A 13,104-nucleotide genomic window follows, 5' to 3' on the forward strand; every position below is an offset into this window, starting at 1 on the left:
TGGCGTATGAAAATAGATTCATAGCCACCAATGCAATCGTTGGGAAACCGTTTGCATGAATTAACTAAATACTATCATACAGAAATTGAAAGAGCAATAGATTTTCATAATTTTCTTAAGCGCTTTCATTTTTATCTTAGCAAAAGACCGTGATTCATTTATTCCTTTTATATCGTTATATTTTTATGTAATTTATTTTCTATCCAAACAAATGAAAAATTCCTATTTCCCCCTCGTTTTTTCTGCCTGTAAAGGAATATCGTTTGCATAAGATTTCCCCGAATGAAAAATGGCCGCATAAATTTGCAGTATTTATTTTATAAGCAGATCAAATTCTTCATGTTTTCAAACATTCTAATCGGGTAAATTTAACATGTAGACAAAAATAAGCCTGTAGGAGGAATTCTAATGGCAAATGATAATAATCAGCAGAATGAGTATTTCGAAGACAGGGCTGGTTCAGAAGATGCAAGATTTCATGTCGTGCCGCATGACGACAAAGGTTGGGCTGTAAAAAGAGAGGGAGAAGACGACCCCGAGCTGACAACAGGATCGAAGGAAGATGCCGTAAGCAAGGCAAAGGAATTGGCAAAGGATGCTTCAACAATGGCTATCATCCATGATGATGACGGCAAAATTGAGGATCAGCTAAATTTTGAATCATAGTAAAAATTCCAATTGAAGAATGGAATTCGGGCGGTGGTATTTTACCACCGCTTTTTATGCATATCTGTCTAAATGCTTTCATGTCTATATAATCCATAACTAGGCAAGGTGTTTTTTACAATCCGATTAGGGTATGATAATACAAAAACAATTCAGTTAAGGTGGTACCTGCAGTGACAAATGATAATACCAATAGATTAATACATGAAAAGTCCCCATATCTCCTACAGCATGCCCGTAATCCAGTTAACTGGTATCCATGGGGAAAGGAAGCCTTTGAACGGGCAAAGCTGGAAAATAAACCAATCTTTCTGTCGATCGGCTACTCGACTTGCCATTGGTGTCATGTAATGGCCCATGAATCGTTTGAAGATCCAGAAGTTGCGGAATTATTGAATGCACATTATATCTCCATCAAAGTCGATCGGGAAGAACGTCCGGATATTGATTCGGTTTATATGAAGGTTTGCCAGATGATGACCGGACATGGCGGATGGCCGCTAACCATCATGATGACTCCAGATAAGGTTCCCTTTTACGCCGGAACCTATTTCCCGAAAGAAAGCAAACATGGAATGCCGGGAATTTTGGAGGCACTCTCCCAGCTTCATAAAAAATACACGAAGGATCCAGATCATATTGCGGAGGTAACGGAAAGCGTGACTGCAGCACTCCAAAAATCGGTAACAGAAAAGAGCGAAAATCGGCTCACAAGTGAAAGCACAGAAAAGGCTTATCGGCAGCTTGCTAAGAATTTTGATTTCAGTTATGGCGGATTTGGTCCAGCACCGAAGTTTCCCCAGCCCCAGAATTTATTTTTCCTATTGAAACATTATCATTTCACCGGAAACACCTCAGCACTCAAAATGGTGGAGAGTACGTTGCAGTCAATGGCTTCAGGCGGTATATGGGATCATATTGGCTACGGTTTTTCCCGCTATTCCACCGATGAGAAATGGCTTGTCCCGCATTTTGAAAAGATGCTCTATGACAACGCCTTGCTGCTCATGGTATATACCGAGTGCTACCAGATTACGAAAAATCCTTTTTACAGGCAGATCAGCGAACAGATTATAGCTTTTGTCAGCCGTGAGATGACCAGCTCAGATGGTGCATTCTATTCTGCCATCGACGCTGACTCAGAAGGTATTGAGGGAAAATACTACGTATGGAGAAATGAGGAAATTTACGATGTGCTCGGTGAAGAACTCGGAGAATTGTACAGCGATATTTATGGCATCACTCCCTTTGGAAATTTTGAAGGTAAAAATATTCCCAATTTGATCAATACCAGTTTGGAAAAGACAGCAAAGGACAATGGAATGTCCCTTGCAAATCTCCATTCTCACTTGGAAACAGCCAGATCAAAGCTGCTGCTTGCCAGAGAAAAGAGAACCTATCCACATGTTGATGATAAAGTCCTGACAGCGTGGAATGGACTGATGGTTGCTGCCCTTGCAAAAGCTGGAAAGGCATTGGCCAATGATACCTATATAGAGAAAGCAAATAGGGCAATACAGTTTATAGAGAAAAAACTCTATCAAGGGAATCGATTGATGGCCCGCTTCCGGGATGGTGAAGCAAAATTTAAAGCTTATATCGATGATTACGCCTTTTTGCTTTGGGGATATATTGAATTATATGAAGCGACCTATTCAACGGAGTACCTTCAAAAAGCTATGGCGCTAATTGAACAAATGACAGAACTGTTCTGGGACGAAGCGAATGGAGGCTTCTATTTCAACGGAAAGGACAGCGAGGAATTAATTTCAAAGGAGAAAGAAATCTATGATGGGGCGATTCCATCCGGCAACAGTACAGCTGCCTTGATGCTGACAAGAATGGCTTATCTGACTGGAGAAACAGCCTATCTGGATAAGACAGAAGAAATGTACTTTACTTTTTATGAAGACACACACCAGTATGCATCGGCAAGTGCATTTTTTATGCAAAGTTTATTCGTAACGGAAAATCCGGCAAAGGAAGTAGTTATACTTGGGAGAAGCGATGATCCCGCAAGACAGAAGTTATTGGCTAAACTTCAAGAAGCCTATATTCCGAATGTTACGGTACTGGCGGCAGATCATCCTAGTGCGTTTGCAGTGGTCGCACCCTTTGCCGCTGAGTATAAACAACTCAACGATTCAACAACAATTTATGTATGTGAGAATTTTACCTGTCAGCAGCCAACAACAGATATCGATTCTGCACTGAAAAATATCTTAAAATAAGAACAAAAGATAGTGACCGTTCCATCGACAGCCGCTATCTTTACTGGCAAGCTCGTTATCCTGACCGCTGTCAACAGTTTAGAGCGAGCCTAAAAGCTGGATCATCGCAGGTCCCAATAAAACGATAAACAAAGTAGGGAATATAAACAAGACAAGGGGGAACATCATTTTGATTGGTGCCTTCATTGCTGTTTCCTCTGCCTTTTGTCTGCGGTATTCACGAATTTCCTCGGTTTGCACGCGCAAGACCGAAACCATGCCCACTCCCAATTTTTCAGCTTGGATAATATTATAGATCAATCCCTTTAGTTCACTTGAGGAGAGCCTGTCATTAATAGAATTCAAGGCTTCTTTTCTCGTTTGTCCCAAGCGCATTTCTTCCAGGGCAATCTTGAACTCCTTGATGACCTCACCTTGTTTCTTGCTGACCACCTTGCTTAGAGCGGCATCAAATCCCAATCCCGCCTCTAGACTAATCGTCAACAAATCCAGAATATCCGGCAGTTCTTTGCCCGCGATCTGGCTTCTTTTCTGGATTTTCTTTTTCAAGAATAGCTTCGGATAAATGACTGCCGCCCCTAAGGACAGAAATGTAATCAATAGAATTAGCTTGATGCTCAATCCTGAAAGCAGAGCGATACCAGCACCCATCAATGGCAGCAATCCAGTCAATAATATCTGTGCCATTTTAAATTCCACAGGACTGAATCCAAACGGCTGTCCCGCCTGCAGCAGCATATATTCAAGCTTGGATGCCTTTTCTTTACCCAGTCTTTTGGTATATTTACGCTTCAATGCGACCGAGAATGGCTTGAGTACACGTTGATAAAATGAACGTTCCTCTTCAGGATCAGCTGGTTGATGCGGCGATGTGTTTGTGACAAAGTAGGCATGTATTCTCTTTTGTATGTGACCTTTCCTTTCTGCTCTCATTCCAACCAGACCATATGTCAGCAGACAGATAGACAGGAAAAAACTAATATAGAATGCCATCCTTCACACCTCGATTGTCGTAATTTTACGTATTAATATAAAGCCGATAACTCCACCTATAGCACCGGCAATCAGCATTACTATTCCAATTGCATTCGTAAAGAGAGCACCAATATATGCGGGGTTCATTATATATATAATAAAACCAAGTGCTAAAGGCAATAAACTGATGATCATTCCTGATAATCTCCCTTGGGCAGTAAGTGTCTTAATCTGATTTTGAATTTTTGACCTTTCCCTGATTGTTTCCACAATCTTATTCAATAGGAAAGCCAGATTTCCCCCTACTTGCCGCTGGATGATAATTGCTTCTACCATCAGTTCCAGATCCTCACTTGGTATTCTATCCTTCCATTCCATCAAGGCATCTTCAAGGGAAGTTCCATAGCGCATCTTTTTCAATACAAGTTCTGCTTCTTCTTTTATCGGCGAATAGGATTCTTCAGCCACCATTTGCAGCGACTGCGGCAAGCTGAACCCAGCGCGCAATGAACCAATCATCGATGTAATCATACCAGGCAAACCCATATTGAATTCCTTCACGCGCTTCTTTTCCTTCGATTTCAACCATAAGGAGGAAAATTGAAAACCAATTAGTGCACCTATGACGGAAACCAGGATATTGCCTGAAAACAGCTGAAAAATCCCGCCGGCAAATAAGGCACCCAGCCATTGAAAAGCAATAAATTCCTCAGGTCTCACAGGCAGACCCGCTACACTGAGCCGCCTTTCCAGTTTCAGTTTTTTCTTGCTCTGTTTTTGTTTTTCATTAAAAGTATCGTAAGCTTCTGGTTGAGGTCCTTGAGCAATTCTTTAATCGACGTTTTCTTTTGCTTTTCTACCTTTTGAGAAGACTGTTTGGAGTTTCTTAGGAGACTTATGGCGCTAAGCAATGAAAAAATCGTTATAAAAACAGAAATGATAAAGATGATTTGCATATTAACTCTCCACCTTCTCCGTAAATATTGCGGCGGGTAAGTGTATCCCTTCGTTTTCCATTCGTTCATAGAATTTTGGGCGAATTCCTGTTGGAACCAGCCTTCCAACTATTTTGCCGTTCTGATCCACACCAGATTGCTTAAATGTAAAGATGTCCTGAAGCACAATGATGTCTCCTTCCAATCCCTGCACCTCCGTAATATTGGTGATTCGACGTGTTCCATCCTTTAACCTCGATTGCTGGATAATCAGATCCAATGCCCCTGCTATCTGTTCACGGATCGCCTTCACCGGTAACTCCATTCCAGCCATCAGGACCATCGTTTCCAGTCTGGCTACCATATCCCTCGGGCTATTGGAGTGACCTGTTGCCAGGGACCCATCATGCCCAGTATTCATCGCCTGCAGCATATCAAGTGCTTCCCCGCCACGTACCTCACCGATAACGATACGGTCAGGTCGCATACGCAGGGAGTTTCTCACAAGGTCACGAATCGAGATTGCCCCTTTTCCCTCGATATTCGGCGGCCGAGTTTCCAGTGAGACAACGTGATCCTGTCCAAGCTGCAGCTCTGCAGCATCTTCTATCGTTACGATCCGGTCCTGATTGGATATAAATGATGATAATACATTCAGTGTAGTGGTCTTACCGGAACCTGTTCCACCACTTACAAAAATATTTAATTTTGCTTCTACACTCGCCTTGATAAAATCTGCCATTTCCTCGGTTAATGTTCCAAATCGGATTAAGTCATGGATAGTGAATGGGTCCTTAGAGAATTTCCGGATGGTGATGGTTGGTCCATTCAGCGCAAGCGGTGGAATGATTGCATTGACCCTTGATCCGTCCATTAAGCGGGCATCCACCATTGGACTGCTCTCATCAATTCTTCTGCCAAGCGGGGCAACAATTTTCTCCAGTACCGCCATTACATGTTCATCATCACGGAACTGAATCTTGGTCAGCCCTAATTTTCCATTCCGCTCAGCATAGACCTGTTTTGGTCCATTCACCATAACCTCTGTCACATTCTCATCAAGCAGCAGTGGATTGATCGGTCCATAGCCTGTCAAATCATTTTTGATTTCCTCTTTAAGATTCTTCCAGTCACTTATATCCTTAATGGCTTCATTTTCATTTAATATTTCCGTAATGATGGAATCAAGATCTGCAACAATTTCCTCAACTTCCTCGTCATTTCGTTCTTTTAAAATGTACCTGAATATGAGATTCTTCAGTTCTACATCGTCATCGGAAAGTTCTGGAGTGTAGGCTGATTCGTTTTCTGCAGAAGTGGCTTCAACTGATACTGTTATTTCTTCCTCTGGTAGTAATGGCTGGACATTCGTCGACTTATCAGCAGTTTGTTCCTGGACGTTTTCCAGACTCTTTGATTGAATTCTCGCTAATAGGCTCATGCATTATCCCCCTTGACCCGCTTCCCTGATTCGCAGTTGATGTAAAAATCCTGACTTTTCCTTCGTCTTGGTTTTCTTAGGATTATATAAATGGAGCATACCTGCAGCCTTTTCCAGATCTTTGGTAAATTCCGTTTTCGGATGGCTGATTATAAACGGTATTCCAGTATCCAGGGACTGATCCATCAGTCTATCAGCAAACGATAGAAATATTGCCTTATCGCTATTGGTCAGTTCCGCCATATCCTTTGGTCTAATGGCAGTCTGGGCAGTAAATTTATTGATAACTAAACGAACCATATGTTTCAGACCAAGTGAATCCAGGGTTTCAATCATCAGCTTTGTATTCTTTAAAGAAGCCATTGCCGGTGTGCTCACCACTAGAATAAGGTCTGCATTTTCCATCAGCTGAATATTCATATCATGTAATCCCGACTGGGTTTCAATCAATAGATATTCCGTATTCCCTTCCAATTTGTCGGCAATATTGCTTAAAAATTCCGGAGATATCAGCTCCGCAAATTCAGGACGGTCTGGTGCAGGCAAAACTTTTACTCCTGAATGATGCTCCAGCATATAGAAATTAATATTTTCAATATCTTTACGCCCAGCTGCATCCTTTATCGTTCGAGAAGGCTGGAGGTCCAATGCCAGGGCGATATCGCCAAATTGCAAATCTGCATCAACAACACTGACTTTTATATTTTGATTTGCCAGAAGTGCTGCAAGGTTGACTGTCACAGACGTTCTTCCAACACCGCCCACAGCACTGCAAATGACGATTCGTTTAATAGCCTCTATCCCATCCATGCATATCCCTCCGTGAATTTATTCCTGTTCCCCTTTGATGATTCTGCTGCTGACCCAGCCTTTTGCTTTAGACTCCGTCTCGATCTCCAGCCAAATACGCCCGTCTCCATCCGTTTTCTGCTCGCCTAAAAGGGACAGTGTCGTTTCTTGTTCCACAATTTCTATTGGCTGTGCCAAAAGGCTCGGGGAGCTGCGAATAACAGACTCAGCTGGGAGCGTTACGACCTTGCCGCTGGTTTGAGAGGTTTCGTCCTTTGTCTGTTCTTCATCTTCTGCCTTCTCTGTTTCCAAATCCGATTTACTGTAGAGGGCAAGCTGTAGTTCGCCGTGGGCACTTGACTCAATCAGTTTGACCGTATCTGCTTGGTTCAGTTCCAGTGTGACCGATTGGTACAGGACCGGCTCCGCACCCTCCTCAGTCTTTTCAGTCATTCTTTCGCCTACTGCCAGTACACGTATCTTCTCAAGGACAATCTCCGTTTTGAGTGTTTCCGCAGGAGTTACCGTCACATCTACATAATCTTCCGGCTGAATCAGGTTTGAGACACCATTGACATAGCTTACTTCTGCTGAAACCGCCCGATAGCCTTTGTTAATTTTCCTGGATACTACTGACTTTTCCTCTTCTTTTGTCTGGATGCGATGGTTCATGAAGATTTCACCCTGTTTAATATCTGCTGTTGTGTATTTATTTAGTGCAGCATTCATATCCTGTATCATTTCCGGATGCGCCTGTTCAGCAGGAATTTCTTTAATCGTTACCTGATCGGCCTGAACCTGTTGAAATTCCGGTATATCCTCAGTCGCTATGACCACACTTGTCATCTCTGCCGGTTGTTGCTCGGAAGCGTCCGTAGCTGCAGTATTATTTATGAATATATAAAATAGGACCGTCGTCATAATCCCCGACAGGACTGCAAGCAGCAGTACTTTTTTTGGCTTCATACCGAAACACCTACTTCTCAAGTTTTATTGCATATGCCCCGCGATCAAGCGGATTCCCCTCGCCATTCATACCGGGACCTGTCCGTTTGATGAATATCCCTTTCACCGATGCATCATTTTGACCCATCTGCTGGGTGACATAAAAATAAGCGAAGCCTGTCACTTCTACGCTGTTCATTTTATTGTTTTTCGTCTCATGCGGCTTATATACGATGACAAGCATGATTCTCTCGCAGTCCCGCTGTTCATAATCTCCATTCGGATTCGGGCAATTGGCGATGCGATAATTGATCCCATCTCTAGTAGGACCGGCAATGTTTCCTGTTTGGGTATTGATGATGTCACCGACATTCAGGTTCTCATCAAATCCATATGTCAGTGTCTCTCTGTATGCCTTGGCACCAGGGCCATCCAGTGCGAGGACACCGAAGTTCCCGCTGACCGAATCACCTGCATCGACTTTCAGTTCATAGGTCTGGCCATAGACCAGCTGGACAGATTCATGAATGCCAAGTGGGACAGCACCTTTTGCCTCCCCTATTGGGACAAGGCCTGCCTTCGCATTTACCGTAATCGGTATGGACTCAACACCAAACAATGAAGCGAAAAATAGCGGAATATCCTTTGTAAGCTCGATATGCAATTTATTATTTCCTTCGATGCTCGCCTGTGAAAGACTCTCCAGCTCATGATGGCTATCCAATATCTCGTTAACTACCTCGTCAACTGCTGCTTGCGAATTTACGATTTCCTGTGCCCCTGACAGGGCAGCCGCATTTGCCGTTTTCTGCAGATGACTTTGGGAAACAAATAAATTGCCTCCATCAATCACAAGACCAATCATGGCAAGCATGGCTCCCATCGCCAGTGCAACCAGGATGATTGCATTTCCATCTTCATTTTTGCCAAGCATTCTTCTATATGACAATCTCATCTGTCCCCTCATTCAACCCGAATCGTGGAATCGGTACTTACGGTGTAGGGAATCGATGCACCGCCAAGTACATCCATGAATGCTTCCGGGTAGTTCATCGTTACTGTAACGTAATCACCTGAATTTCGAATCTGATCTCCTGGTGTGATATCTATTTGAAGCTTCGTGTCGTCCCCATTGAACTGACTGAACGCATAACTCCTGATAGCAGCATCACTTTGTCCCAGTCCGCCCATCCGTACCGATTCCTGTGCAACCATTTCCAACTGCAGATGTGTATAAAGAATTCTTCCAAAGTCAAATACCCCGACCAGCAGCAATAGTAAAATGGGCAGAACCAACGCGAATTCTACCAATGATTGTCCGTCTTGTTTCCGTATCATAGAAGACCCATGCCTTGCAGCACCAACCCGGCAATCGCTCCACCGGCAATCGCTACCCCATATGGATAGGTTGAAGTCAATGCCCCTTTTGCTATAGTGCCCTGGACCTTGCTCCCGCCTTTGATTCTCGAAAAATAGTAACCGAGAGATCTAAACATGTTGCCACGGAATACGATGATAAAGACTGCAATCAGTCCGCCAATAAGGGCCGTATATAAAAACGACTGGAATACAAAGGCGCCACCTTTCATCGCACCGATCAGTGCAAGCAGCTTCACATCTCCAGCGCCCATGCCCCCCATGAAATAAGGGATTAGCAGTAATGAAAAACCTATCAAAAAACCAATGAAAGAATGGCTAAGTGCTTCCCATCCGCCTGCTGCAAGCTGGTAGATGAATGTGACCAGAAGGGCCGGGTAGATCACCTTGTTGTAAATCATTCTGTTTTTAATATCTGTCGCCAGGCATATGAATAAGACAATCACAAGGAATATATCTAGCATGCATTCCATCCTTTCATTCGTTGTTTGATTAGAGATTGATAGAAAAGACCCTATTGAAATAGGGTCTTCCTTTATTTCCATTTAAATACTAGTTTGTTCCAGTTGCCTCTGATGAGTCGATACCGCTCAACTGATCTTTTACATCGGTAAATATAGCACCTATTTGATCACCCATTAACCCCAATACTACAATAACTGCTACTGCGATTAATCCTAGAATCAAACCATATTCCGTCATTCCCTGACCCTTTTCTTCGATAAATAATCCTTTGATTTTGTTTAACATTCAAAATCTCTCCTTTAATCTATAATTAAATTTTTTAGTTGACTTTCTCATCATTCCTGGCCTACGATGGCTACCTTCTGTCCAATAATGGTAGAGGTGCTTTGAATCATACCGGCTGGAAGCTCGATCACTGATTTGACGTTCATAAATTTCTTACCTATTTTTCCCGGCTCCATATCTTCCTCGATCCCCACGATCTCTTTTTCTTTATTAAGATAGATAATATCAATGCGGTATTTCATAAAAAATGTATGAATCGCTGTACAAGGATATATATGAAGGGCTCCATTTTTCGGCATGCTTTCTGTCAGCATCAATCCTTTAAAACGAGACCAGAATGTATAAGCTCCTTTTACACGTTCAGCAATTACTTCTTCGGTATCTATATTTACCAGTTTGATTTTCAGCACCTCCTGTCCGTTTATGGAATGTGGTGTAACCTGCTGACCAACTTACAATCCCTATTATGCATCGCTTGAAGCATTAAAAATATCCCCCACCATTCCTGTTATTCATAGGCTTGAATCAATAGGAACAGATTCCTATCCCAATTGTTTTTCTCTCTTTTATGTCCATCACGCAAAATAAAAAACCTCCCATTAATGAGAGGTCTAGCTGGAGTGATATTTTAACTGATAGACTTTGGAGATAGCGTGCGCCCTGTCCGGCACCTCCAGCTTTTGGAAGATCTTTGTCACATGGTTTTTGACCGTATGTCCGCTGATATAGAGTTCCTGGGCGATTTCCTTATTATTCAATCCCTGAATCACCAGATCCAATACCTCCTGTTCTCTTGGGGAGAGATCCATTTCCTTGATGGTACTCGTTACAGAATCAATCCCTTTTGCAGCAGCCGTCTCATCATCCAAATCCAGCTGCTGTTCGACGACCTGACTTTCCATAATGAATGCTATAAACCCTTTTACAATTTCCTTATTCCGGATCTGTTCCGGGATTGCTTCTGTCGACTGTGTCTCTGCGTACCGTTTCACCAATGCAAATACCTGTCCACCCGCACCTGCTTCATCCCATGCCAATGCATTGTTTTCCATTAATTCCTTACCTTCTTTTACAATAAAACTGATTCGCTTATCAGGGAATAATTCTTGGATAAACTCCGGCTCATAGGTGGATAGATAGCATGCGTGCACGATTTCCTTTATGAAGGCTGCATCAAGTCCGAGTCTCATAGCGAAGAGACCCGCAAGATTTGCTGCTTCACCGTTTTCCTTATAGGATTCCGGATCAAATTGACCGATTGCCCGGTAAAGCGCATTCGCCTGATTTTCTTCATAGTTCTCCTCACCAGTTCGTGCCAGCTGCAGCGATACACCACCAATAATCGATAATGTGCCTAAGAAATTTAGGTGTTCCTGGATTTGCGCCTCCGTATTATTAGCTATTCCGACAGAGAGTACCCCATGTGTATACCCATTTGTAAAGAGCGGACATTCAATTACCTGTTCACCTTCAGCAGTTTCATGTATCTGAGGAGACATGATTTTAATCCCGTTTCCATCTGTCAGATAGCGTTTTACAACATCCTTAGCATACATAGCTATGTCACCCGAAGCATTTCCGCGGGATACAAGCTTTATCTTATTATTGGTTTCTTTCAGAATAAGGCAGGAGAAGGTTCCCTCTACTAGATTGAGGCCAATATCCACTAATATATAGGCAATTTTTTTGATATCAGGAACGGAGACCATTAATTTGCATATTTCGATTAAGGATCCTAATCGGCGCAGCTGCTCATCATTTTCGTGCTGCAGGCTGTTAACAGCTAAATGGGATTCAAGCATTATTCCCAATGTCCTGCCAATTTCCAAATCCCTTTTGGAAAACATCGCATGATTGCCATTTCCACAAAATAAGAGTTTCGTCGATTGATTATCCTGCCTGATCGGATAACAAAGAAGTGATTTGGGCTTAAACTGATGGCGCTTAAAAAAGATGGAGCGGGGATCCCTTTCAATATTTTCCCAATGATCAATTTCCCCTGTCAGAAGAGCTCTGCCTAAAAAGCCCTCCCCTTGTGAGAATTGTGCACCTTCAAGTGCAGCTATTCCTTCTCCCATGACATGTGTGACGGTATATTGGCCATCCATTTCCTCTGCAAGCCCCATAAATTCGAAGACCCTATTCCCCTCAAAAAATTCTTGCAGATGCTTTACGATTCCTTTGTCCCTGTCACGGATGCTGCGAAGGAATAAATCATTCTGTAAAGCCAAGGAAGGAGTTTCTTCATGTTTCGCAAGGATGAGGGAGGCAAACTCCCCTGTTGTCTTCATCCAGGAAAACCACTCTTTTTTTTCAGCAGCTGTAATAACTGGGGTGTCAGCTAAAATGGATTCCCAATCCGTATCATTTCCATATGTGCTTTTAAGACTATGCTGGATTGGCTGCTGGGTATCTTCTTCAATCATGAACCCTGCCCAAAGGTAGTACTTTTTCCCATTCGCGGCTTCGATTGAGTTTCCAATCAGGTAAATACCCGGAAAAAGATCATAAAGGGCTGGGGCCGTAGTTGCCCATGACTTCTGGATACCTTGTTTGACCATCGTAAGTATAGCAGACTGATCCTTCTCGAATAACGTACTGCATAAATCATTCTTTCCTTGCGGTTCTAATAATAGCTCGCCAAATTCGTCGGTTATCCATATCGTAAATCCATATCGGCCAGAATAGACATTCTGCAATTCCTTCAGTAGGTACAGATTCTGAATCATATTCTTTCCACTTCCCCTGTCAAATCAATTTCCTGTATGACATCCGGTTCACGATAGCGATACAGCGGGGATGCTTCTTCACCAAGCAATTGAAGGATTCCCTGTTTGAGCAGCTGTTCGATAACAGGAAAGATATCTTTTGGTTTTCTGCCTAATCTGACGCCAATACCTTCCGGTGATTCAATCATATAAGGATTGGATTGAAATAGCATCGTACACTCCATCCGGAGAGGAATTCGTTCTTTGTTGTCCATTCTTTTCTAACC

At 42.8% G+C, this 13,104-nt stretch carries 15 protein-coding genes; 2 read left to right on the forward strand and 13 right to left on the reverse strand.

The genetic code is table 11. The features are described from left to right. Positions 1 to 408: 408 nt before the first annotated feature. Together OMHG_RS01670 and OMHG_RS01675 are read left to right on the forward strand one after the other, a co-directional pair. Positions 409 to 666, forward strand: coding sequence for a DUF2188 domain-containing protein (locus tag OMHG_RS01670; RefSeq protein WP_010647749.1), 258 nt, complete (start codon positions 409 to 411; stop codon positions 664 to 666). A 173-nt stretch (positions 667 to 839) separates the two neighbouring features. Further along, complete coding sequence (locus OMHG_RS01675) at positions 840 to 2,897, forward strand: thioredoxin domain-containing protein (protein ID WP_010647751.1); 2,058 nt, start codon at positions 840 to 842, stop codon at positions 2,895 to 2,897. A 78-nt stretch (positions 2,898 to 2,975) separates the two neighbouring features. On the opposite strand, the gene OMHG_RS01680 is transcribed toward OMHG_RS01675, so the two are convergent. From OMHG_RS01680 to OMHG_RS01735, 13 genes are all read right to left on the reverse strand, one after another. Next, on the reverse strand, positions 2,976 to 3,890 hold the full coding sequence (locus OMHG_RS01680; RefSeq protein WP_010647754.1) for a type II secretion system F family protein: 915 nt from the start codon (positions 3,888 to 3,890) through the stop codon (positions 2,976 to 2,978). Positions 3,891 to 3,893: 3 nt separating this feature from the next. Beyond that, the gene (locus OMHG_RS01685) at positions 3,894 to 4,592 is read right to left on the reverse strand and encodes a type II secretion system F family protein (protein ID WP_010647756.1); all 699 of its coding nucleotides are present in this window, start codon (positions 4,590 to 4,592) and stop codon (positions 3,894 to 3,896) included. A gap of 35 nt (positions 4,593 to 4,627) precedes the next feature. Further along, entirely contained in the window at positions 4,628 to 4,828 is a 201-nt protein-coding gene (locus OMHG_RS17415; RefSeq protein WP_010647757.1) for a hypothetical protein, read from the reverse strand. Position 4,829: 1 nt separating this feature from the next. Further along, positions 4,830 to 6,248 carry a TadA family conjugal transfer-associated ATPase gene (locus OMHG_RS01690; protein ID WP_010647759.1) on the reverse strand — a complete coding sequence of 473 codons (1,419 nt, stop codon included), beginning with the start codon at positions 6,246 to 6,248 and terminating at the stop codon, positions 4,830 to 4,832. A gap of 3 nt (positions 6,249 to 6,251) precedes the next feature. Further along, positions 6,252 to 7,058: a CpaE/TadZ family protein gene (locus OMHG_RS01695; protein ID WP_010647761.1), complete on the reverse strand. Its 807-nt coding sequence runs from the start codon at positions 7,056 to 7,058 to the stop codon at positions 6,252 to 6,254. A gap of 18 nt (positions 7,059 to 7,076) precedes the next feature. Then, a complete protein-coding gene (cpaB, locus tag OMHG_RS01700) occupies positions 7,077 to 8,003 on the reverse strand; it encodes a Flp pilus assembly protein CpaB (protein ID WP_010647762.1) in 927 nt (308 codons plus the stop codon). Between the two features lie 10 nt (positions 8,004 to 8,013). After that, positions 8,014 to 8,931, reverse strand: coding sequence for a pilus assembly protein TadG-related protein (locus OMHG_RS01705; RefSeq protein ID WP_010647764.1), 918 nt, complete (start codon positions 8,929 to 8,931; stop codon positions 8,014 to 8,016). A 14-nt stretch (positions 8,932 to 8,945) separates the two neighbouring features. Beyond that, positions 8,946 to 9,320 carry a TadE/TadG family type IV pilus assembly protein gene (locus OMHG_RS01710; RefSeq protein WP_010647766.1) on the reverse strand — a complete coding sequence of 125 codons (375 nt, stop codon included), beginning with the start codon at positions 9,318 to 9,320 and terminating at the stop codon, positions 8,946 to 8,948. After that, positions 9,317 to 9,823: an A24 family peptidase gene (locus OMHG_RS01715; protein ID WP_010647767.1), complete on the reverse strand. Its 507-nt coding sequence runs from the start codon at positions 9,821 to 9,823 to the stop codon at positions 9,317 to 9,319. The genes OMHG_RS01710 and OMHG_RS01715 overlap by 4 nt, the downstream gene beginning before the upstream one ends. Before the next feature lie 88 nt (positions 9,824 to 9,911). Then, positions 9,912 to 10,109, reverse strand: coding sequence for a Flp family type IVb pilin (locus tag OMHG_RS01720; RefSeq protein ID WP_010647769.1), 198 nt, complete (start codon positions 10,107 to 10,109; stop codon positions 9,912 to 9,914). A 50-nt stretch (positions 10,110 to 10,159) separates the two neighbouring features. Continuing rightward, a complete protein-coding gene (locus OMHG_RS01725) occupies positions 10,160 to 10,519 on the reverse strand; it encodes a DUF192 domain-containing protein (protein WP_010647771.1) in 360 nt (119 codons plus the stop codon). Between the two features lie 201 nt (positions 10,520 to 10,720). After that, positions 10,721 to 12,838 (reverse strand): LuxR C-terminal-related transcriptional regulator, encoded by a 2,118-nt coding sequence (locus OMHG_RS18685; RefSeq protein ID WP_010647773.1) that lies wholly within the window; start codon positions 12,836 to 12,838, stop codon positions 10,721 to 10,723. Further along, positions 12,835 to 13,092: a hypothetical protein gene (locus OMHG_RS01735; RefSeq protein ID WP_010647774.1), complete on the reverse strand. Its 258-nt coding sequence runs from the start codon at positions 13,090 to 13,092 to the stop codon at positions 12,835 to 12,837. Before OMHG_RS01735 ends, OMHG_RS18685 begins: the two co-directional genes overlap by 4 nt. Positions 13,093 to 13,104: the final 12 nt, after the last annotated feature.

Origin of the sequence: Oceanobacillus massiliensis str. N'diop, from assembly GCF_000285495.1 — a bacterium.
GTDB classification, from domain to species: domain Bacteria; phylum Bacillota; class Bacilli; order Bacillales; family Amphibacillaceae; genus Oceanobacillus; species Oceanobacillus massiliensis.

What these genes read in the sequence shown, in the direction of transcription:
- cpaB (WP_010647762.1), bottom strand. Translation starts at nt 8,003, where the DNA reads ATGAAGCCAAAAAAAGTACTGCTGCTTGCAGTCCTGTCGGGGATTATG.
- OMHG_RS01680 (WP_010647754.1), bottom strand. Translation starts at nt 3,890, where the DNA reads ATGGCATTCTATATTAGTTTTTTCCTGTCTATCTGTCTGCTGACATAT.
- OMHG_RS17415 (WP_010647757.1), bottom strand. Translation starts at nt 4,828, where the DNA reads ATGCAAATCATCTTTATCATTTCTGTTTTTATAACGATTTTTTCATTG.
- OMHG_RS01735 (WP_010647774.1), bottom strand. Translation starts at nt 13,092, where the DNA reads ATGGACAACAAAGAACGAATTCCTCTCCGGATGGAGTGTACGATGCTA.
- OMHG_RS01715 (WP_010647767.1), bottom strand. Translation starts at nt 9,823, where the DNA reads ATGCTAGATATATTCCTTGTGATTGTCTTATTCATATGCCTGGCGACA.
- OMHG_RS01695 (WP_010647761.1), bottom strand. Translation starts at nt 7,058, where the DNA reads ATGGATGGGATAGAGGCTATTAAACGAATCGTCATTTGCAGTGCTGTG.
- OMHG_RS01690 (WP_010647759.1), bottom strand. Translation starts at nt 6,248, where the DNA reads ATGAGCCTATTAGCGAGAATTCAATCAAAGAGTCTGGAAAACGTCCAG.
- OMHG_RS01720 (WP_010647769.1), bottom strand. Translation starts at nt 10,109, where the DNA reads ATGTTAAACAAAATCAAAGGATTATTTATCGAAGAAAAGGGTCAGGGA.
- OMHG_RS01710 (WP_010647766.1), bottom strand. Translation starts at nt 9,320, where the DNA reads ATGATACGGAAACAAGACGGACAATCATTGGTAGAATTCGCGTTGGTT.
- OMHG_RS01670 (WP_010647749.1), top strand. Translation starts at nt 409, where the DNA reads ATGGCAAATGATAATAATCAGCAGAATGAGTATTTCGAAGACAGGGCT.
- OMHG_RS18685 (WP_010647773.1), bottom strand. Translation starts at nt 12,838, where the DNA reads ATGATTCAGAATCTGTACCTACTGAAGGAATTGCAGAATGTCTATTCT.